Below are 22,726 nucleotides of genomic sequence, written 5' to 3'. Positions count from 1 at the left end.
TTGTAACATGGAACGGACGATTGTACATATGGACCTGGACACATTTTTTGTGTCCTGTGAGCGCCTCAACCATTCTGAATTTAATGGAATTCCTCTGATCATCGGAGGAGGAGACCGTGGTGTGGTAGCTTCCTGCTCCTATGAAGCCCGCCGTTTCGGGGTACGTTCTGCCATGCCCATCAGGCTGGCTTTAAAATTATGCCCGGATGCCAGGGTGGTTCGGGGAGATCATGAAATGTATTCTCAAATGTCCCATATGGTTACAGAAATTATTCAGGAAAAAGCTCCGCTGATGGAAAAAGCAAGTATTGATGAGTTTTACCTTGACCTATCCGGAATGGACAAATTTTTCGGATGTTACAAATGGACAGAAGAGATTGCAGCCTCCGTCCTCAAAGAAACAGGACTTCCCATAAGCTTTGCCCTCTCTGCCAATAAGACCGTATCCAAGATTGGAACCGGCGAAGCCAAACCGGGGAAAATAGAAATCAAACCACAGGAAATCAAACCGTTTCTTGATCCTTTATCCATAAAAAAAATACCAATGGTAGGGGACAAAACCTTTCAATTACTTTCCAGGATGGGAATTCGTACCATCCATACTTTATCAGAAATGCCTGTTCTTATTCTTCAGCAAATGATAGGAGAAAATGGTCGTGAGCTTTGGAAAAAAGCTAATGGAATTGATGAAAATCCTGTTATTGCTTACTCTGAAAGAAAATCAATCTCCACAGAAAGAACCTTTAGCTCAGATACAATGGATATCCCGGAATTAAAAAGGCTGTTATCCGGAATGTCGGAACAGCTCACCTATCAGCTTAGAAAAGAGAAATGGCTTACTTCTACGGTAGCAGTAAAGATCCGTTACGCCAATTTTGATACGGAAACAAAACAATGCAGGGTAGCCTATACTTCTGCGGATCATACCTTATCAAGAGTTGCACTGGATCTCTTCAGTAAGGCGTACACCCGAAGAATGAGACTTCGTTTAATAGGACTTCGTTTTACAGGGCTTGTCCATGGGAATCATCAGATGAATTTATTTGAAGATACGGAAGAACAGATGAGCCTTTATCAAACCATGGATAATATCAAGAACCGGTTTGGGGCGGATGCTGTAGGCAGGGCCTCGGGTTTTGATTTAGGAAAATAAAAGTAAAAACCTGTACAAATATGTTTCTTAACTGCCATTCATACCACAGTCTCCGTTATGGAACTTTATCTGTAAAAGAATTGGTTTCCAAAGCTCATGCCTTGGGAATCAAACAGCTTGTTCTTACGGATATCAATACGGTAACGGGTATCTATGAATTTAAGAAGACCTGCGAAGAATGCGGAATCAAACCTATTGTCGGAATTGAAATCAGAAAAGAAGGACAACTTCTTTATATTGCTATTGCCAAAGAGTTCAGCGGAATAGGAGAGATGAATGCAATGATCACGGAGTACCATTGTAACGGAAAAGACATATTGGCATCCGCTCCCGAATTCAATCAGGTTTTTGTTATTTATCCTTTGGAAAAAATGCCCGAAACTCTGAAAGAAAATGAATTTATAGGAATCCGGGAAGAGGAGCTTACCCTTCTTATCCGCCCTGAATACCGAAGGATGATTTCCAAAATGGTTGTTTTTCAGCCTGTAACATTCAGTACCCGGAAAGAATACAATCTGCACCGGATTTTAAGAGCTATAGATAAGAATACCTTACTTACAAAACTGTCTGAGAACGATATCTGCAAAAAATCGGAATATCTAAAACCGGAAAAAAAGATACTCGAGGATTTTCAGGAATACCCGGAAATGATCAAGAACACAGAGCATATATTGAACAGCTGTCATTTTGAATTTACTTTTGGGACAGTCAGAAATAAACAACATTATACAAGATCCAGAGATGGAGATCTGAAGTTTCTCAGCAGACTTGCTTACTTAGGGTTAAAAAAACGGTATGGTCCCGATCATGAAGAAGCCAGGCAAAGGGTAGAAAAAGAGCTGAAGGTAATCCATGAACTTTATTTCAGTGCTTATTTTCTGATCACCTGGGACATTATAAGGTACAGCAACAAAATAGGATTAATGCATGTAGGGCGGGGAAGCGGTGCCAACAGCATTGTCAGCTACTGTCTGGGGATCACTGATATATGCCCCCTGGAACTGGATCTCTATTTTGAACGTTTTCTCAATCTTAACCGTAAGAGTCCCCCTGATTTTGATATCGACTGGAGCTGGCAGGATAGGGATACCATTCTTCAGTATATCTTCGACAAATATGGCAAGGAACATGTGGCATTCTGTGGAACCAATGTAGAGTTTAAGTACCGTTCTATATTTCGTGAGATTGGAAAAGCTTTTGGATTGCCTAAAGATGAGCTGGACGAACTGGCTACAAAATCTGTAGAAACCCATGAAGTGAATTCCGTGGTGACACTGGTTCATACCTATGGTAAACTCTTGGAGAAATTTCCCAATCAGAGGAGCATGCATTCCTGCGGGATTTTAATTTCTGAAGAACCCATCACTTATTATACCGCATTGGAAATGCCTCCAAAGGGATTTCCTATAGTTCAGTTTGATATGTATACCGCAGAAGAAATCGGGCTGGAAAAATTTGATATTCTTTCCCAAAGAGGCCTGGGAACAATCAATGACACGGTAAAACTGATTAAAGAGGTAAGGGGAGTAGAGGTTGATATAAGAGATACAGCCCTTTCCAAGGATGAATCTGCGGCTAACAGGCATTTGGCAGAAGGCAATACTATAGGCTGTTTTTATATTGAATCTCCGGCAATGCGCGGATTGTTACGAAGATTACAATGCGATAATTACAGAACATTGGTGGCTGCATCCTCCATCATAAGACCGGGAGTAGCACAAAGTGGAATGATGCGCGAATATATTTTCAGACACAATCATCCTGATCAATTCACCTATTTTCACGAAATTTTTAAAGAACATCTGGGAGAGACCTATGGCATTATGGTCTATCAGGAGGATGTGATCAAAATTGCACAGTATTACGGAGGACTTTCCTTAGCAGACGGGGATATTCTCCGGCGGGCTATGAGCGGTAAAGGCCGTGCATTATCCCAGCTTCAGAAAGTAAAGGATAATTTTTTGAAATCCTGTCGCAAAAAAGGGCATCCTGAAACACTTTCCGCAGAAGTATACAGACAGATTGAATCGTTTGCCGGTTATTCTTTCTGTAAGGCCCACTCGGCATCCTATGCTATAGAAAGTTATCAGAGTCTCTATCTCAAAGTGTATTATCCGCTTGAATTTATGGTTTCTGTCATCAATAATCAGGGTGGGTTTTACCGCACTGAAGTTTATATTCATGAAGCTAAAATGTCCGGGGCTACAATTCAAACTCCATGTGTCAACACCAGTGAATATCAAACCTCATTAAAGGGGAAAGATATCTATCTGGGATTAATGCTTTTGCAGGGACTGGAGAGCAGAATTGCCCATGAAATTGTGGAAGAGCGAAGAAATAACGGAGAATATAAGTCGTTGGAAGACTTTATCCGCCGCATTGCTGTGGGTATTGAGGCGGTTCAGACCTTAATTTTCATTGGCGCTTTCCGCTTTACCCAACAACCTAAAAATGAACTGCTTGTAGAAGCAAGAATGATATTGACCCATTTTAAACCGGAAAACAGAGGATTATTATTAATTGATGAACCCGTTCAGGAATATAAACTTCCACAGCTGAAACGTGAACATTTTGAAGATGCTTTTGATGAAATTGAAATCCTGGGATTTCCCGTGTCATGCAGTCCCTTTGATTTGCTTACAACCAGCTACAGAGGGTCTGTTTTCGTAAAAAACCTGTTATCATTCCATAAGAAACAGGTAAAAATGATGGCGTATCTGATTTCCAGAAAGCATGTGCCTACTAAAAAAGGAACCATGTATTTCGGAACCTGGATTGATGTGAATGGCCATTATTTTGATACGGCACATTTTCCCGACAGTCTTCAAAAGTATCCATTTCAGGGAGGTGGCTGTTATCTGTTACTGGGAATTGTGGAAGTTGATTTTCATTTTCCAACCGTCACAGTTACTAAAATGGCAAAAATGCCGTTCATTCCAGATCCGCGGTATGCCTATGACAAAGAAAAGCAATATGATGTACACCGGCAGATCAGAGAGGATATAAGCATGACATTCCGGAAGCCTTATCCACAAACCCATGAAATAGGATTACCCAGACACAAAATGCCCAATTCATAAAGATCTATAATGGTTCTGTTTCTCCTGTAGTGATAACGGAGATCAAAACAATCTTACAAAACCCTGTTTTATAAACAGATACAGAACAGGCCATAAAGTTTTTCATAAAAATTTGTAGGGATTTAGGTAATTTCCTAAATTTGCAGTTATGGAATTGTTAGATGTCATTAAATCCTTATCAAACGAAACACGTTTAAATATTCTTACGTGGTTAAAAGATCCTTTTGCCCATTTTCCGGAAGAGGAGCTGGAGGAATACACTCCGGAATTAGGAGTATGTGTATCGGATATCGCCAAAAAGGCAGGAATGTCTATGCCTACGGTTTCTGATTATTTGAAAACAATGTCTGCTACCCATATTCTAATTGCCACAAGAAAAGGGCAGTGGACCTACTATAAAAGAAACGAAAAGACACTTCAGGACCTGGCAACGCATATAAAAGAAAAACTTTAAAAAAATTTATTCAATAATTTAGGCATTTACCTAATTAACTAAATATAATATGAAAGCAGCAATTATAAAAGAGTTCGGCTCTGCAGAAAATTTTAAAATAGTAGAAATACCTAGGCCCATACCTGGATTCAGGGAAGTTTTGGTGAAGGTCTTTGCAACTTCTGTAAACCCTCTGGATTACCAGGTGCGCCGCGGAGATTACAAAAATGAGCTGGAATTACCTGTCATCACCGGCCATGATGTCTCCGGTGAGATTGTAGAACTCGGACCGGGAGTGGAAAATTTTAAAATCGGGGATGAAGTTTACTATACTCCAGAGATTTTTAAGGGACAGGGGAGCTATGCACAATATCACTGTGCCCACGAGTCAATCATAGGTCTGAAGCCCCAAAATATCAGCCATCTGGAAGCCGCGACACTTCCTTTAGCAGCAGGCACAGCCTGGGAGATGCTGGTTACCAGGGCACAGCTCAAAATTAACCAGACCATTCTGATCCACGGCGGTGCCGGTGGCGTAGGGATCCCCACCATTCAAATTGCCAAGGCTATGGGAGCCACCGTGTTTACTACAGCAAGAAAAATTCATCATACATTTCTTACCGAATTAGGTGCAGATCACGTTATTGACTATGAACATGAGGACTATATCAGTACGATCCACCAATTAACAGATCATAAAGGAGTGGATGTCATCATTGATACCATAGGGGGCAGTACACTTTCCGATAGCGGTCAGATTCTCAGTCAGATGGGGCAGGTTGTTACATTGGTAGATATTGAAAAACCTCAAAACCTTATTGATGCCTGGGGAAAAAATGCTACCTATCATTTTGTATTTACCCGCCAGAATAGAAATAAACTGGATGAGATCACTCAATTGGTAGAAAATAAAAAACTAAAGCCAGTTGTCAACAAAGTTTTTCCATTATCGGAGATCGGTAAAGCTCATCGCTTACTGGAAACCAAAGCTGGTGATAAAAACTTCTATGGCAAAATCGCAATAGAGATTGATAAGTAATAAAGAAAGAGCAATGTACATATAGTATACTCTACACTGTATATACATTGCTTTTTAAATGATTACTTGTATGTATTATGAAAAGGCAAAACATATTTTATTGTTCATTTGTATATGAATTCAAAATTTATTCAAAATTGAATCTATAAATTAGCAAAATGAAAATCCTAATCATTGAAGACGAAGCAGAACTCGCAAAAAGCATTTCCGATTATCTTTCCGGGGAGAGCTATCTCTGTGAATTTGCATCAACATTTAGTGACGCAATGGATAAAATAGAAACATTTCAATATGACTGTATATTATTGGATATTATGCTTCCGGATGGAAACGGGCTTACGATTTTAGAAGAACTAAAAAGACAAAATAAGCAAGATGGTGTAATTATTATTTCTGCGAAAAATGCTTTGGATGATAAAATAAGAGGGTTGCAATTAGGCGCTGATGACTATCTTACCAAACCTTTTCATCTTTCCGAATTGATGGCTAGAATTTATTCTATTATTCGTAGAAAACAATTTAATAATTCCAATGTTATCAAACAGAATGAGCTTCAGATAGATCTTTTAGCTAAAACTGTAAGTATCAATAGCCAACCAATTATTCTTACAAAAAAAGAATTTGACCTGTTGATTTATTTTATTGGTAATAAAAATAAAGTTATTTCTAAAAGTACCTTAGCAGAACATCTTTCCGGTGATTTGGCAGATATGCTCGACAATCATGATTTTGTCTATGCCCATGTAAAGAATCTCAAAAAAAAATTATATGATGCCGGATGTGATCATTATCTGAAAACAGTATATGGAACAGGATATAAATGGGAGAACATGTAAATAAAATCTATGAAACCTTTATTAAGCAAGACCACCAAACCTTTTATCATTTATGTCCTAATCATACTGGTTATCAGCATTCCTGTCTATTATTTTGTAGTGGACACCATTTGGAAGGGCGAATTGGATGAGCACAATACAACGATAGCAGAAAAAACAGCTTATGAATTTAATAATCTGAAACTTTCGGACGAAGAATTAGATAAAAGTATTACCCTTTGGAATAAAATCCAGCCGGGAACAGATATTGAAAAAATACCTTTTAACAATCTCAAAAAAGACAGATTTTTCACTATAGAAAAACAGAAAACATTTGTATCAAAACCTGAAATAGAACGGTACAGATGTCTGAAAAAGGTTGTTTATATTAATAATCATCCTTTTCTGTTTACCGTTGAAACCAATATTGAAGAATCTCAGGAAACTGTTGCGGCCATTGCTTTGGTAACCGTTTTTTTCTTTGTTCTTATCGTTATTGGTTTATTATTTTTAAACAAAAAGCTTTCAACGTCAATATGGAAACCCTTTCGGGACACTTTGGACAAGCTTAAAACGTTTAATCTCAACAGCCAGACTAAAATTGAATTTGATAAGACCAACATCACAGAATTTGAAGAACTTAACCAATCTTTGAATAAATTAATAGAACAGAATATTTCAGTTTTTAAAACCCAGAAAGAATTCACAGAAAATGCATCCCATGAGCTGCAGACTCCTTTGGCAATTTTGAAAAACAAACTGGATATTTTATTACAAAGTGAGGATCTTACAGAAAAACAATATCAAATTACTGAAGAAATGAACAGGGCTTTGACAAGAAGTTCCAGAATTAATAAAAACCTTTTATTATTAGCTAAAATAGAGAATAGTCAGTTTGATAATTCGGAAACCATCCAATTTAAAGATTTATTGAATCAAAGTATGGATGTATTACAAGAACACTTTGAACAAAAAAATATTTCCATTAATAAAGAGATCTCTTCAGATATAAAAATAAGAGGAAATAGTGGTTTGATTGAAGTTTTAGTTAACAATTTGTTGATCAATGCCATTCGTCATACTTCACCCAATGGTTCAATTTCTGTAAAATTAACAGATATGGTTTTTGAAGTTAGCAATTCAGGAACAGAGAAACTGAATACAGACTTACTATTTAAAAGATTTTCAAAACTTTCAGCAGATAACCACGGGAGTGGCCTAGGGTTGGCGATTATTAGTGAAATCTGTAAATTCCATCACTGGCAAATCAATTACAAATTTGAAAATAATTCGCATGTTTTTTCTGTAAAACTGTCGTGAAATCATTGATCAAAATTTAAATCAGCTCGCACAGAACTGTTATTTTTTAAAAGTAATTATTTAAGAGTTTACAAAAACTTAATATGAAATAATGTCTAGCAGGGGGGGCTCTTCAAAATTAATTCAAAATTGAAATTCATTTTTGTCCCTTAATATATAGCCTTGTGAAACAATTATCATTTTTTTTACCTTTAGTGTTTACAACATTAGCAAATGCCCAAACTTCAAACTCAGAAATAATAAACGAAAAAACAGCTGACTCTTTAAAAAGCAGCTCCATTAAAACAATTAAGGAAGTTACCATTGTAGGTAAAAAAGCAGTTGTTGAAAATAAAATCGATAAAATTGTTTATAATGTAGCCAACGACTTGACATCTCAAAGCGGAGCTGCAATTGATGTTTTAAGAAAAGTTCCGCAGGTAACTGTAGATGCCGATGGAAATGTTGAGCTACAGGGAAATCCCAATGTCAGATTTCTGATCAACGGAAAACCTTCAAGTATATTTGGAAACAGCCTTGCTGATGCACTCGCTTCTATTCCTGCAAGCCAGATTAAAAGTATTGAAGCGGTAACCAGTCCCGGCGCAAAATATGATGCACAAGGTACAGGCGGAATTATCAATATTGTTCTGAACGAAAGTAAAATAAAAGGAATCAATGGTATTGTGAATGCCTCTGCAGGAACACGCTTTGAAACAGGTTCTGTAAATTTGAGTTTCAGAAATAATAATTTCAGCCTCAATGCTTTTTTCAGTGGAAATGCACAGCTAACATCCAGAACACCGTCATTACAGAACAGAACTTCCCACGACAGCGCATTACAAACTCAAACCCGATTATTACAAGACGGTTACAGTGATTTTCAGAGACATGGCTATCGTACAGGATTGGGATTTGATTGGTCAATTAATAAAAACAACACATTGAGCGGGTCAGTTTCTTACAATGATTTTGCCAACAAAAGCATAGGTTTCATCAATCAGGAACAGTATATAACTGATTTTTCCAATTCCACCGAACAATCCATCATTGGTTACAGAAATTCTGACAACCGCTCTTCAGTGAATTCTATAGATGGAAATTTAAGCTACAGAAAAACATTTCAAAAAGAAGGACAGGAATTAACGGCAGATTACGTTGTAAGCTATGGTTCTCCAAAAAGTAATTATTTCCAAACTCAAAGTTGGTCAGGAGCATCATCTCCTTATAATGGCATTTTGGGAAGTAATCCGGGAACAGATTACAGCCATAATATATCAATAGATTATATACAGCCTATAAATGATCATATTACCCTAGAAATGGGAGCAAAAACTATCTTCCAGCATATTACGAATGCAACAAATGTCAGTATTTTAGATCCTTTATCAGGTCAATATGAAGTTGATCCTCTCCAGTCTTATCATTTGAAATATGATATGGGAGTTTATGCAGCATATCTTTCTTCATCTTTAAAATTATTTGATTGGCTGGATGTAAGAGCCGGGGCACGTTACGAATATACAACTGTGAAGATAGATTTTCAAAATACCAATATTCCATCTTACAGTTTGTTTGTGCCATCCTTCATTTTATCTCACAAATTTGAGAGTGGGGAAGTACTAAAACTAGCGTATACAAGAAGGGTTGAAAGACCTGAATATTCTGAGCTCAATCCATTTTTAAACTTCAGTGATCCTCATAATATCACTACCGGAAATCCTACATTAAAGCCTGAAATAGGGGATAATATGGAATTGGGCTATAGCAGGAATTTTACAAATGGAGCCAATATTTCATTCACAATTACAGAAAGGATCAATAGTCAGGACTTAAAACAAATCACCACTTTTTACCCAATATATACCGTAAATGGAACAGATTATACGAACGTATCTGTAACCTCAAGAGAAAATATCGGAAAAGAATATAATTCCGGGGGCATTTTATCCGGTTCTCTTCCTCTTTTTAATAACAAATTAAATCTACGAGGCAATATGATGCTTTTCCATCGGTATATTGTCAGTAATATATATGTTGGCAATTTGGATATGGGATTGCGTTACCGCTTAAATCTGAATATGAACTATCAGCTGCCCAAAGATTTTATTGTAGAAATATTTGGGAATTATAATTCTGCTGCTAAAAATATTCAGGGGAAAAACCCTCAATCAATCACATACAGTATTGCAGCCAGAAAACAATTCTGGAACAAAAAAGCAAGTATAGGAATTACAGCAACCAACCCTTTCAACACCTATATAAAACAAGTCACTACTGTTGACACCAATGATTACAGCTCATATTCTGTGCGTCAGTTACCACTGCGGTCTTTTGGGATAAGTTTCAGTTATAAGTTTGGAAAAACGAATTTTAAAAAAGACAAAGATATCAGCAATGATTATCTGAATGAAGCTTCCCAAGGGAATTAGGTTGTTGTGAGCTAAGGTAATTCAGAATTTCTACAAAATCACCTCTCATATTTACTTTATAATTAATAGAATATGGATACTTTTCGTACATATCTCATCCGTGGTATATTATTTTCAGTGCTGTTTTTCAGTTATTTTAAGATAAATGCACAGTCAAAAAACACTTTGTCATACTTTCTTGAAACCGCAAAAATAAACAGTCCTGTTTTAAATGACTATAACAACCAGGTGATTTCTAATCGAATAGACAGCTTAAAATTAAAAGCCACATATGGTTTTATTGTCTCAGGAGAAGGAACTGCCGGATATTCTCCCAATAGTAAAGGATGGGGCTATGACAGCGCATTAACTAACGGGCAATCTCTTTTCGCAGGTGTAAGGATAGCCAAAGAATTTATCAGCCGGAACAATTTAAACACAAGACTTTCAGGCTTTAGTGCAAGTATCGCACAGGTGTTGGCTCAGCGAAACATCAGTCTTCAAACCCTTAATAAACAAATTACAGATCAATATATTACCACGTACGCAAGTCAGCAGCAGTATAGCCTGAGTCAAGAAATTATTCATCTGCTTGATCAGGAAGATATTATTTTGAAAAAGCTGACTAAGGCTGCTGCTTTCAAGCAAACGGATTATCTGACATTCAAAGTAACCCTTCAGCAAAACGAGCTAACTTTAGAACAACAAAAAGCTGATTGGCAAAATAATTATTCCCTTTTAAAATATTTGTCCGGAATTGTAGATGATACCTTCGAACCGGTTGAAATTCCCTACTTTCAGGAAAGCCTTACTCCCGTTTCTTTCGACGACAGTATGTATCAAAAAGCATTTAAAGCAGATAGTCTAAAGCTTGCCAATGATGCTGAAATTATCCAGTATAATTATAAACCAAAAGTAACAGCATTTTCAGATGGTGGTTATCAGTCTTCATTTGCCCTTACTCCCTATAAAAATTTTGGAATGAGTCTGGGTATTGGCGTCACAATTCCAATTTATGATGGCCATCAGAAAAAGATGCTCCTGCAACAAAATCAATTATCACTGCAAACCCGGCAGAAATATCTTGAACAAACCCACAGGCAATATCAGCAGCAGATTCTCCAGGTTAATAATCAGATTGAGCAGTATGATAAAATAATCCATACAGCCAATGAACAAATCACCTATGCCAAAACTTTGGTAGAAGCCAACGCTAAACAGCTTCCGACCGGAGATGTAAGAATGGTAGATTTTATTTTATCAATCAATAATTTACTGAGCCTTAAAGGAAATATCATTCAGTATAACACCATATTATTCAATCTGAAAAATCAATTGCAATATTTAATCATTCAATAATTATGAAAAAGATAATCACCCTCATTATACTATCTGTTATTGTTTTCAGCTGTACTAAAACCAGTGAAGCCACAGCTAAACCGGATGCACCCCCAAAAACACTTGTCACGGTGGCTTTTCCATCTGATACGGTTCAGCTTAATAATATAATTACACTGAATGCTACATCAACTTATTTATTAAAATCCGATGTAAAAGCTAACAGTACAGGCTATATTACAAAAATGACCATCAAATTGGCTGACCATGTCGGAAAAGGTTCTGTACTTTTCGGATTACAGACCAAGGAAGCCAGAGCACTTGGCAATACCATCAATCAATTAGATAAATCTTTTCGTTTCAACGGAGCAACAACGGTAACAAGTCCTGCCACAGGTTTTGTGGCAATGCTAAATCATCAAATCGGAGATTATGTTCAGGACGGAGAAGTTTTGGCAACAATTACCGATGCAAGTAGTTTTGGCTTTGTGGTAGATGTACCATATGAATACCTTCAAACCATAAAAAATAAAGGCTCTTTACCTATTACTTTACCCGATAATACAATTTTGCAGGGGAAAATAGCAAAAGTGATGCCTGCTGTGGATGCCGTTTCGCAAACTGTAAAAGTACTTTTACAGGTATCAAATAATAATATTCCGGAAAATCTGATTGGTACAATTAGCTTTTCTAAAACGTCTGCTTATGGACTTTCTGTTCCTAAAATGGCCGTTGTAAGTGATGAAATACAATCTTCTTTTTGGGTAATGAAGTTAATCAATGATACAACAGCCATAAAAACAGCTATCAAAAAGGGAATTGAAACGGATCAATATATTCAGATAAAATCAGGGGATTTAACCACAAAAGACCGGGTGATCATTTCCGGGAATTTTGGGTTAAATGATACTGCCACGGTCAAAATACAAAAACCTTAACGTGATGAAAAAATCTTTTTTTGTAACCTATAAAAGTCCTTTGCTTGTATTCATTTTCTTGATACTTGCCAGTGGAATTTATTCTTATACGAAAATTCAGTCGGCTTTATTTCCACAGATTACTTTTCCAAAAATAAAGATCATTGCCGATGCAGGACAACAGCCCGTAGATCAAATGACAGTAGGTGTAACTAAAGTTTTGGAAAATGCAGTGAAAAGAGTTCCTGATTTACAGGTTTTAAAAAGCACAACCAGCCGGGGCAGCTGTGAGATTTCTGCATTTATGTCGTGGAATGTCAATGTCGACCTTGCCAAACAGCAGATAGAGAGTAGTGTTAATGAAGTCAGAAACCAGTTACCTGCCGATATTACTATTTCTGTGGAAAAAATGAATCCTTCGATCCTTCCAGTGATGGGATATTCTTTAAATTCTGGTTCAAAAGATCCTATTGAGCTGAAACAGCTGGCTCTGTATACCATCAAGCCCTTTCTTTCACAAGTTCCCGGAGTAAGCGAAATACGAATAATTGGTGGTCAGGATAAAGAACTCCGGGTACTCATGAACCAGCCTGTGATGGCCAGATTAGGGATTACACCAGCTTCTGTAGAACAGGCAATTAACAATACCAATTTTATTAAATCCAATGGTTATTCCTCAGATTTCCGCTATCTCTATTTAACGCTTACCGATGCACAGATTCGTAACGAGAGCCAGCTTAAGAATCTTGTAGTAAGCAATAATGGCAGCCGAATCGTTTTTCTGGGTGATATTGCTCAAATCACTGTTCATAATGCAAAACAATATATTAAAGTCAATGCCAACGGGCAGGAAAGCATTCTGATTGCAGTGATACAACAGCCCAATGCCAATGTGGTGGAAGTGACCAAAGCAATGGAAACCAAAATTAATGATCTGCAAAAAACACTGCCAAAAGATGTAATTATTAAACCTTATTATGCTCAGGCAGATTTTGTGAATGACTCTATAAAAAGTGTCACAGACGCACTCTGGATCGGTTTGGTTTTAGCCATTATTGTCGCTATTATTTTCCTTCGTTCATGGAAAGCAAGTGCCGTTATTTTAATTACCATCCCTATTACATTAGGTCTTACAATGCTTGTTTTATATACGATGGGGCAGACATTTAATATCATGACGTTGGGAGCGATTGCTGCTGCGATAGGATTGATCATTGATGATGCTATTGTTGTTGTAGAACAAATTCACCGTACACATGAAGAACATCCTGAAGAATCTTCTAACACTCTGGTTCAAAAAGCAATTAATTACCTCCTGAAAGCAATGATAGGATCATCCCTCAGTACCATTGTAATCTTTCTTCCTTTTATGCTGATGAGCGGTGTTGCGGGAGCTTATTTCAAAGTAATGACAGATACAATGATCATTACATTGATCTGTTCCTTTTTTTCAACCTGGATTTTACTACCCATTGTTTATCTATTATTGTCAACAGGCAAAACACAATCAAAAGGCCTTCAGCATCATGATGTAAAAGAACGGAAATGGGTGGGGTTCTTTATTAAAAGACCTTTATATACCTATCTATTCATAGGGGGACTTATTATTTTAACGGCTATAATTCTTCCCAATATCAGTACGGGATTTCTTCCTGACATGGATGAAGGCAGTATTGTTCTGGATTATAATTCTCCACCAGGAACATCACTGGAAGAAACAGACAGAGAGCTGAAACAGGTTGAAAAAATTATTACTTCCACTCCGGAGGTTGAAGCATACAGCAGAAGAACAGGCACCCAAATGGGGTTTTTCATTACAGAACCGAACAGAGGAGATTATTTAATTCAGCTAAAAAAAGACAGGAATAAAACAACCAATGAAGTTACAGACGATATCCGTTCAAAGATTGATGCTTCAGGTTTACCATTAACCGTAGATTTTGGACAGGTTATCACAGACATGCTTGGTGATCTGATGAGTAGCGTTCAGCCTATTGAAATTAAAGTTTTCGGAACGAATCAGAAAGTCATTGAAAATTATTCAAAAAAAATCGCAGATATTGTAAGCAAGGTCAATGGTACAGCGGATGTGTTTGATGGAATTGTTATTGCAGGACCATCGATGGTGGTAACCCCGAAACTGCCTGTTTTAGCGCAATATAACATTTCTCTACCTGATTTCCAGAATCAGCTGCAGGCTAATTTGGATGGAAATGTAGCAGGGAATATTTTTGATAATGTTCAGTATACTCCAATACGATTGCTGTATAACGGAAAAACGAACCAATCTTTAAACGACATCAATAATAGCATGATCGCTTTACCAAATGGTACTTTAAAACCTCTGAGTGAATTTGCAACCGTAAATATAGTAACCGGTTCTGCAGAGGTCAACAGGGAAGATCTACAGACTTTAGGTATCGTAACGGCAAGATTAGATAATGGAAATCTGGGGGGAACTATTCAGGAAATTCAGAATCAGATCAGCCAGAAAATAAAACTGCCAAGTGGATATTCTGTGGTTTATGGGGGAGCTTATGCAGAACAGCAGCAGTCTTTTAAAGAATTACTGATTATTTTGGTGGTTTCCAGCTTACTGGTATTTTCTGTCATGCTATTTTTATTCAGAAATGTTATTGTTGCCCTTATTATTTTATTTATTTCAGTATTAGGGCTTTCAGGAGGTATTTTATTATTGTATTTAACAAATACACCATTGAATGTCGGAAGTTATACAGGGTTGATCATGATGGTAGGGATCATCGGCGAGAATGCCATCTTCACTTACCTCCAGTTCCATGAAAGCTTAGCAACAAAAACTAAAGAGCAGGCTGTTATTTATGCCATCAGTACAAGACTGCGTCCGAAATTAATGACTGCTTTAGGAGCTATCATTGCCCTCATGCCTTTAGCATTGGGAATCGGAACAGGAGCTCAGATGCATCAGCCTTTAGCGATTGCCGTTATTGGAGGTTTCATTATTGCTTTGCCGCTTCTGCTTATCGTTTTGCCAACATTACTCAATAAAATCAATCTAAAACAAGAAGAAATAACCAATTAATAAATCATCAACAATGAAAATAAAATCTTTTATCATTACCAGTGTATTTTTATGCCTCTCCTTCAATATATCAGCTCAACAAACATCTTCCGGAAATACAATTAAAACTTTCAAGATAGGAGGGAATAGCGATGGTTGGGATTACTTAACCGTACATCCTACAAACAGTTTGCTATATGTAAGCCACGGTAGCAAAGTCAATATTTTAAACAAAATAACCGGAGAGAGTATGGGCGAAATTGATGATACAACGGGGGTTCATGGTATCGCATTTATCCCAAATTCTCAAAATGGATACATTACTTGCGGAAAATTAAACTCTGTCAAAGTATTTGATACTAAGACCAATCAGGTTACTTCTGAAATTTCTGTAGGTAAAAATCCTGATGCTCTGTTTTACGAACCTTTTTCTAAAAAACTGATTGTTTGTAATGGGGGAAGTAATACCCTGAGTATCATTGATCCGGCAAATAATACGGTTATAAAAACTATTGAGGTCAGCGGAAACCCTGAAACAGCTGTAAGCAATGGTAAAGGAAAAATATTTGTCAATATCGAAGACAAAAATGAAATTGTTGTTATCAATGTCAAAAACTTTACCGTAACCAATCATTGGACACTGGATAAAGAAGAAGGACCTTCAGGACTTGCCATTGATACCAAAACAAACAGGCTCTTCAGTACCTGTGATAAAATGTTAGTGATTTTAGATTCAGAAAAGGGAAGTTTAATAAAAAAGATGCCGATAGGGGATCATTGTGATGGTGTTGTTTTCGATGATAGCACCCATACCATTTATACTTCAAATGGAGAAGGCCATATTTCTGTCATTCAGGAAAAGGGAGCTCATACATTTATTGAGCTTAAAAATATTATTACTAAAAAAGGAGCACGAACAATCGCATTGGATAAGATATCCCACAATCTTTATTTGCCTACAGCCGATTTTGATGAAAAAGAAAAAGACAGCAGGGGAAGACCTAAAATAAAAGAAGGAACATTTCAGGTTCTGGTCGTAAAAACAATGAATTAAAATATTTTTCAAAGAATTTAATTCAAAATTTCATTGTAAAAAGCTAAAAATTCAAAATTTCTTCTAAATCATTGTTCAATATTGTAGAATAAATTAAGATAAAAAAATGAAAAAAATAATATTCCTATTAACACTAACTACAGCTGTAGCCTTGGTTAATGCACAAAAAGTTCAACAAAAAGATGTTCCGGGACCTGTTCAAAAAGGGTTTCAAAAAAAATTTCCTACTGTCAAAAATATAAAATGGGAGAAAGAAAATGGAAATTATGAAGCGGGATTCATAGCAAACGGAGTAGAGACCTCTGTAATAGTAGATTCCTCAGGAAATATTGTTGAAACTGAAACTGAAATAAGCAGAAATGCTCTTCCCACATCCATTAAAGAGTATATAGCTAAAAACTATCCTAATCAGAAAATAAAAGAGGCTGCTAAAATAACAGATGTAAAAGGTATTGTTACCTATGAAGCTGAAGTTGCTCATAAAGATTTAATCTTTGACAGCAAAGGAAAATTCTTAAAAGAAATACAAGACTAGGACAAGTAATGATTATTACAGAACCAGGGTTGTAAGATTAAACTTTATAGTTAAAAATTTTAATTAAAAAGCACGACAAGGTGAGTATGAATAATTTAATAGAAGCTGTAAGTAATTATGTCATATTATTTCTTACGGAGAATCTCTCTGATCAGCTTTCTTTTCACAATATAAGCCATACTTACGAAGTAGTAGGGGCTTCACGGGAAATTGGCACACAGACTAACCTATCTCAGGAAGAAATGCTTATAGTACAGGTTGCAGCCTGGTTTCATGATTGCGGATATATCAATACCTATATAGGCCATGAAGAAGAAAGTAAAAAAATAGCAAAGGGATTTCTGGAAAATTTTGACTGCCAAAAAAATTTCATTGATAAAGTCTTAAGCTGTATAGAATCAACGAAATATCCACAAAATCCATCTTCTTTAATTGAAAAAGTACTGTGTGATGCAGATTTATATCATTTCACACGAACAGATTATTCAAGATATGAAAATGCTATAAGGCAAGAGTTTGAGCAATACCTGGGACTGATCTATACCGATGAAGAATGGCTGATAAAAAACTGTAATTTTCTCACCAGTCATAGCTATTACACAGATTATGGTCAAAAAATCCTGATGAAATTTAAAGAAGTCAATATTCAATTAATGAATTGCTCCCAATAAATATTTAATATAAACCCACCTTTAATCAGATGCCAAAATATCTTCAAAAAATAGCAGTCAGTCTTATTATCTTTATTTCAGCCGGCAACAGGATTGCAGGACAAAATAATAATGATACGATTCAGGTTCAGGAATCAAAACAAGACAGTTCCACTGTTTCTTCAATTGAAAAAAGCCATTTGAACTACAAAAGTTTGATTTTACCTACCGTATTCATTGGTTATGGAGTAGCAAGCTTAACGATCAAAGATCTTAAACAATTAAACTTTTCTACCAGAGACGAAATTAATGAACATAAGCCAGACCATGTTAAACTTGACAATTACACCCAATTTGCACCGGCAGTGTTGGTTTATGGATTAAATGCTCTTGGAGTTAAGGGCAAGCATAACTTCAAAGACAGAAGTATAATTTATGGGACTTCAATGTTGATCACTTCTGCAATTACACTTCCTTTAAAACATATTGTAAAAGAAGAAAGGCCGGATCAATCCAATAATTTGTCATTTCCTTCAGGGCATACCGCTATAGCATTTGCTTCTGCACAGTTTATGTATAGAGAATACAAAGACACCAACTTTTTGTTAGGAATCTCAGGCTATTCATTTGCAGTATTCACAGGTGTTTATCGAATGTTAAATGATAAACATTGGGTAGGGGATGTAGTGGCAGGTGCTGGATTCGGGATTCTTTCCACAGAATTAGCTTATTGGTTATATCCTAAAATAAATAATTTATTGGGCGGGAAGAACAAAAATACAGCGACAATGGTAATGCCTTTTTATCAGGATAAAAGCATAGGAATAGGATGGGTTAAAACTTTTTAATTTTACTATAAAAAATAAAGATATGTGGTTCTATTATGCTTTACTATCAGCCTTGTTTGCTGCATTTACAGCAGTATTTGCTAAAATAGGAGTATCCAACATCAATTCTAATCTTGCCACCGGAATAAGAACCATTGTTATCCTTGTGCTGGTTTGGAGTATTATATATTTCAAAGGCGAAGCAAAAGATATGGGTTCTTTATCGAAAATGAATATTGTATTTCTGATTTTATCAGGTGTGGCAACGGGATTATCCTGGTTGTTTTATTTTAAAGCCCTGCAAATAGGAAAAGTGTCACAAGTTGCAGCTGTTGACAAATTAAGTGTAGCCATAGCTATAGTTTTATCCGTATTGTTTTTTAAAGAAACCCTGACTTTAAAAACTATAATCGGAGCTTTACTTATTATTAGCGGAACGATTTTATTTGCATTGAAATAGAGACCAAAAGATAGATAATGTGATACAAATTAGATCAGGATGGTAAGCGTTTTTTTTTATAATAATCTAGAAAAACGATTTAATAGGTGTAAGTTCAAAAAATGTTAACGAAATTGCATGTATTTTATAACCAACTGCGAACTAAGAATTAATGACAGAGAAATTTCCGACAATAAATAGTACACTTTCACCCAATAGACTTGGTCAACTTATTCAACAAAAATATGAACTAACCGACAAAACGGAATGCAGCATATTTCGCCTTGCCATGAATCATTTATACATTGTTCATGATGACGAAAATAAATACGTTTTCAGAGTTTACACCCATAATTGGAGGACTAAATTAGAAATTGAAGAAGAATTAAGACTTTTAATTCTTCTAAAAGAAGCGGGTAGACAGGTTGCTTTTCCCATAGCTGATAAATCGAACAAATTCATTCAAGAAATTGAAGCTCCGGAAGGGACAAGATTTGGCGTTTTATTTTCGTATGCTAAAGGCATAAAGACTGCAAAATTTTCACCACAAACAAGCTTTCTAATTGGACAAGCATTAGCAAAAGTTCATCAATCGACAGAAAATATCGAACTGATGAGAATGTCTTACAATGCTCAAAACTTACTCAGAAACCCTGTTTTAAGAACAAAAGAATTCTATAGTAAAAATACTAGCGAAATTGAATTTTTAGAAACCCTTTCTGTTTTTTTAACACTAAAAATGGAAAATATAGGCCAACAGAAAATGAGATACGGAGCCGTTCATCTTGATGTTTGGTTTGACAATTTGCACATTGACGATGAAAAAGAAATAACATTTTTTGACTTTGATTTCTGTGGCAACGGTTATTTATGCTTTGATATTTCTTATTTCCTATTTCAGTTATTTACAACCCATTTGAACGAAGAGGAATATCAAACAAAAGCAGAAAGCTTCATAAAAGGGTATGAGACAGTAACTCAAATTAGTAATGAAGAAAAAAAGTTTTTACCCTTCGCATGTTTAGCAATTATGACCTATTATATAAGTGTTCAGTGCGACAGATTTGAATATTGGACCAATATTTTCCTGAATGAAGATCATTTAAAAAGAATGGTTGGAAATCTCAAACGATGGATTGCTTACCACAGAATTGAGATTAATATAAACTGATTGTTGAAATCAAAACGCTATGGGGACTGAAGTATAGGATAAATCGATTTGGAATGGAACTTTGGATTCTGATGTAAATCTAAAAATGGCATTACCTTTTGAAAAGCTGAAATATATTCAATTTAACATAATATAAATTATAGGACAAATAATTATCCAAAGGATAGAGCACTACCAGCCTCAGAATCCATTATTCACCTAATTTTCCTTGCAAATATTCTTTAACGACTTCCCGGAACTCTTCTTTGGGCATAAACTTGTCCAGAAACTCTTCCAGACTTCCTTCGTTTTCAATTTCATCAAAATAAACTTCATGGTCTGTTCCGTATACCGTTGGGTTCGACTGATCAGGATCTGTTGTACACACAAAATAATGATCCGGGTATCCATACGAATAAAATATACAGACAAAATCCATTTCTTTGCCTTCTACAGTTTTTTTTAATTCATTTTCTTCTACAAGCCCTTCTAATTCCTCATAATCTTCCGAGCCTGATTTAAACGGCGTGAACATCCAATCTTTGAAAAAATATTGGCCGTATGTACGATCATGTAAGGAAAAATAATGTTCAGTTAAGTCGTTGTAAAATTTTTCATTATTTTCTTTATACAGCGCTGCATGATTTCTGTAAAACTCGTCGATACCGTAAACATCCCAATCTTTATCATACAGATAATTGTTGAATCTAATGCTCTGCCAGTTTTCTGTAAAGGTTTTATCAGGATTCACAGCATCTGTAACTCCACCTAAAGCATTGATTTTATGTATAATACTATCATTCATTGTGTGATTTATTTATATTTCTTAAACTGCACTCCAATTATATTATGTTAAATTGATCAATTTTTGTTTTTCCGGTTCAACATACCTACTTACTATCATCTCAAAAATATCATTATCATCTGAAATAACCAAGGGAAACTCTGTGGCTAATGCTGTTTCTGTGGTAATGTATAAGGACTGGGAACGCCAAATGATGTTTCTGACCAATCTATTTCATCCATAGTATTATCGTTATAAAATTCCCTAGATCTTAGGATCAACATCCAATCATGTTGTTTATCAAAAACAATCCTGTAATGATCATTATCTAGATGCACATTTTTATTTTCCACAATTACAGGGACTTCCGTGATTTCTAAATTTTCTTCTACTGGTTTCCTATAATCAAATATAGTCGTGCTTTTTATTGATTTATCAGTAAGTTCGTAAAATGTATTTCTAAATGAGAGGTCTTCCCCTATCTCAATCTTAGTAATGATTTTAGGCTTGCCCTCTTTTGCGAAACCATAATAATAACAAGAGCAGTGTAAACTATCATAGAAATAAAATTCACCCTCTAATTTCCCTTCCTTAAAATTTAACGTATAATTTGGAAATTTCAACTTATCATTAATGCTGACTAACCTCCCATTATGATACATAAATTCTGTTTTACTCCATTTATTGGTACTGGAATCCAAAAATGTGTAAACCTGCATGCCATTATAACTCCCATTATCACTGTAATTATAAACTTTTTGCATTGCACTGCCGTTCATAAAAGCTTGTGCTGCATATACTAATCTGTTGTTATGATAATACCTGATGAGACCTACGCTTGCATCCCTTCTATATTCAATATTGATCCCATGCAATTGTCCCATAGCATTATATTGAATAATATTTGTTGCGCTTTTAACAGTTTTTGCTGCCTTAACTAAATTAGACTTGTTAAAATACGGCAAATCAACATTATATAGCTTTACCTGTGCTTTACTATTTGCAATTGATGCAATAATACCTCCTAATAAAAGCATTTCTTTCATGGTTTTTGAATTTTGTTTTTACAAAAGTATTTTTTGAGTTAATCATCTCATTACGGTTTCCCACAAATAGGACAGATATAAAAAACTTGCCACATGACAACCTCTATCCTATTGAAAGGTGCTACCTTTATCCTAACCAAAAAATAAAATAGTATGAAACCAAAAATGATCTGGGCAAACCTTGCTGTGGCGGACCTTGAACGAACACAAAAATTTTATACAGAACTGGGATTTAAGCCCAATAATCCACACAGTTCTAATGAATTGGTAAGTTTTTTTGTTGGAGAAAATGAATTTATTATTCACTTCTTTCTAAAAAACATTATTGAAAGCAATCTAAAGCATGTAAAATTTGGAGACTCTCACCATTCCAATGAAATTATATTTACTATTTCCGCTGAAACCATAGATCAGGCCGACCAGTGGGCGGAAGAAGTTAAAAATGCAGGCGGAACCATTGTCTCAGAACCTGAAAGTTTTGGAAACAACTATTATGGTTTTGTCTTTGCAGATCCTGATGGACATAAATTTAATGTCTTTAAAATGTAAAAATCTTAAATTTCAATCAAAATCATTTTTGCCCATAAATCCATCTTATTTTCAGTCAGATAGTATAGGTACAGGATGGAAAAACACGGGTTATTTGGACCTTTTATCGTTTTTCTTTATTTGAAGGTATTTTATGTGATTTTGCAGAGATTTTATGGGAGAATAGT

Annotated in this window: 19 protein-coding genes; 17 read left to right on the top strand and 2 right to left on the bottom strand. The window is 35.7% G+C overall.

Annotation, left to right across the window (positions count from 1 at the left end; translation table 11 throughout):
• Positions 1–7 precede the first annotated feature (7 nt).
• The 16 genes from dinB (at position 8) to B8967_RS01900 (ending at position 20,201) form a co-directional block, all read left to right on the top strand.
• Complete coding sequence (gene dinB, locus B8967_RS01975; protein WP_084084159.1) at positions 8–1,153, top strand: DNA polymerase IV; 1,146 nt, start codon at positions 8–10, stop codon at positions 1,151–1,153.
• A gap of 20 nt (positions 1,154–1,173) precedes the next feature.
• Entirely contained in the window at positions 1,174–4,233 is a 3,060-nt protein-coding gene (locus tag B8967_RS01970) for a DNA polymerase III subunit alpha (RefSeq protein WP_084084157.1), read from the top strand.
• A 148-nt stretch (positions 4,234–4,381) separates the two neighbouring features.
• Positions 4,382–4,687 (top strand): ArsR/SmtB family transcription factor, encoded by a 306-nt coding sequence (locus tag B8967_RS01965; RefSeq protein WP_084084155.1) that lies wholly within the window; start codon positions 4,382–4,384, stop codon positions 4,685–4,687.
• 49 nt (positions 4,688–4,736) lie between these two features.
• Positions 4,737–5,705, top strand: coding sequence for a zinc-dependent alcohol dehydrogenase family protein (locus B8967_RS01960; protein WP_084084154.1), 969 nt, complete (start codon positions 4,737–4,739; stop codon positions 5,703–5,705).
• A 158-nt stretch (positions 5,706–5,863) separates the two neighbouring features.
• Positions 5,864–6,541 carry a response regulator transcription factor gene (locus B8967_RS01955; protein WP_084084152.1) on the top strand — a complete coding sequence of 226 codons (678 nt, stop codon included), beginning with the start codon at positions 5,864–5,866 and terminating at the stop codon, positions 6,539–6,541.
• Between the two features lie 9 nt (positions 6,542–6,550).
• A complete protein-coding gene (locus B8967_RS01950; protein WP_084084150.1) occupies positions 6,551–7,840 on the top strand; it encodes a sensor histidine kinase in 1,290 nt (429 codons plus the stop codon).
• Positions 7,841–8,004: 164 nt separating this feature from the next.
• The gene (locus B8967_RS01945) at positions 8,005–10,251 is read left to right on the top strand and encodes an outer membrane beta-barrel family protein (RefSeq protein WP_084084149.1); all 2,247 of its coding nucleotides are present in this window, start codon (positions 8,005–8,007) and stop codon (positions 10,249–10,251) included.
• A 72-nt stretch (positions 10,252–10,323) separates the two neighbouring features.
• Entirely contained in the window at positions 10,324–11,589 is a 1,266-nt protein-coding gene (locus B8967_RS01940; RefSeq protein ID WP_084084147.1) for a TolC family protein, read from the top strand.
• 2 nt (positions 11,590–11,591) lie between these two features.
• Positions 11,592–12,506: an efflux RND transporter periplasmic adaptor subunit gene (locus tag B8967_RS01935; protein ID WP_084084146.1), complete on the top strand. Its 915-nt coding sequence runs from the start codon at positions 11,592–11,594 to the stop codon at positions 12,504–12,506.
• A gap of 4 nt (positions 12,507–12,510) precedes the next feature.
• Positions 12,511–15,546 carry an efflux RND transporter permease subunit gene (locus B8967_RS01930; protein ID WP_084084905.1) on the top strand — a complete coding sequence of 1,012 codons (3,036 nt, stop codon included), beginning with the start codon at positions 12,511–12,513 and terminating at the stop codon, positions 15,544–15,546.
• A 13-nt stretch (positions 15,547–15,559) separates the two neighbouring features.
• Positions 15,560–16,579, top strand: a complete 1,020-nt coding sequence (locus B8967_RS01925; RefSeq protein ID WP_084084144.1) for a YncE family protein — start codon at positions 15,560–15,562, stop codon at positions 16,577–16,579.
• A 106-nt stretch (positions 16,580–16,685) separates the two neighbouring features.
• On the top strand, positions 16,686–17,114 hold the full coding sequence (locus B8967_RS01920) for a PepSY-like domain-containing protein (protein ID WP_084084142.1): 429 nt from the start codon (positions 16,686–16,688) through the stop codon (positions 17,112–17,114).
• A gap of 86 nt (positions 17,115–17,200) precedes the next feature.
• Positions 17,201–17,785, top strand: a complete 585-nt coding sequence (locus tag B8967_RS01915) for an HD domain-containing protein (RefSeq protein WP_084084140.1) — start codon at positions 17,201–17,203, stop codon at positions 17,783–17,785.
• Positions 17,786–17,814: 29 nt separating this feature from the next.
• Positions 17,815–18,612, top strand: coding sequence for a phosphatase PAP2 family protein (locus B8967_RS01910; RefSeq protein WP_084084138.1), 798 nt, complete (start codon positions 17,815–17,817; stop codon positions 18,610–18,612).
• Between the two features lie 22 nt (positions 18,613–18,634).
• Positions 18,635–19,051, top strand: coding sequence for an EamA family transporter (locus tag B8967_RS01905; protein ID WP_084084136.1), 417 nt, complete (start codon positions 18,635–18,637; stop codon positions 19,049–19,051).
• A gap of 151 nt (positions 19,052–19,202) precedes the next feature.
• Positions 19,203–20,201 (top strand): phosphotransferase, encoded by a 999-nt coding sequence (locus tag B8967_RS01900; RefSeq protein ID WP_084084135.1) that lies wholly within the window; start codon positions 19,203–19,205, stop codon positions 20,199–20,201.
• A 190-nt stretch (positions 20,202–20,391) separates the two neighbouring features.
• On the opposite strand, the gene B8967_RS01895 is transcribed toward B8967_RS01900, so the two are convergent.
• Positions 20,392–20,985 (bottom strand): hypothetical protein, encoded by a 594-nt coding sequence (locus B8967_RS01895; protein ID WP_084084134.1) that lies wholly within the window; start codon positions 20,983–20,985, stop codon positions 20,392–20,394.
• Between the two features lie 146 nt (positions 20,986–21,131).
• The gene (locus B8967_RS01890) at positions 21,132–22,010 is read right to left on the bottom strand and encodes a hypothetical protein (RefSeq protein ID WP_084084133.1); all 879 of its coding nucleotides are present in this window, start codon (positions 22,008–22,010) and stop codon (positions 21,132–21,134) included.
• Positions 22,011–22,163: 153 nt separating this feature from the next.
• Here B8967_RS01890 and B8967_RS01885 point away from each other — a divergent pair, with 153 nt between their 5' ends.
• Positions 22,164–22,559 (top strand): VOC family protein, encoded by a 396-nt coding sequence (locus B8967_RS01885; protein ID WP_084084132.1) that lies wholly within the window; start codon positions 22,164–22,166, stop codon positions 22,557–22,559.
• Positions 22,560–22,726: the final 167 nt, after the last annotated feature.

It is taken from the genome of Chryseobacterium sp. YR221, from assembly GCF_900176315.1.
GTDB lineage: Bacteria > Bacteroidota > Bacteroidia > Flavobacteriales > Weeksellaceae > Chryseobacterium > Chryseobacterium rhizosphaerae.
This window is presented reverse-complemented; position numbering and strand designations above follow the sequence as displayed.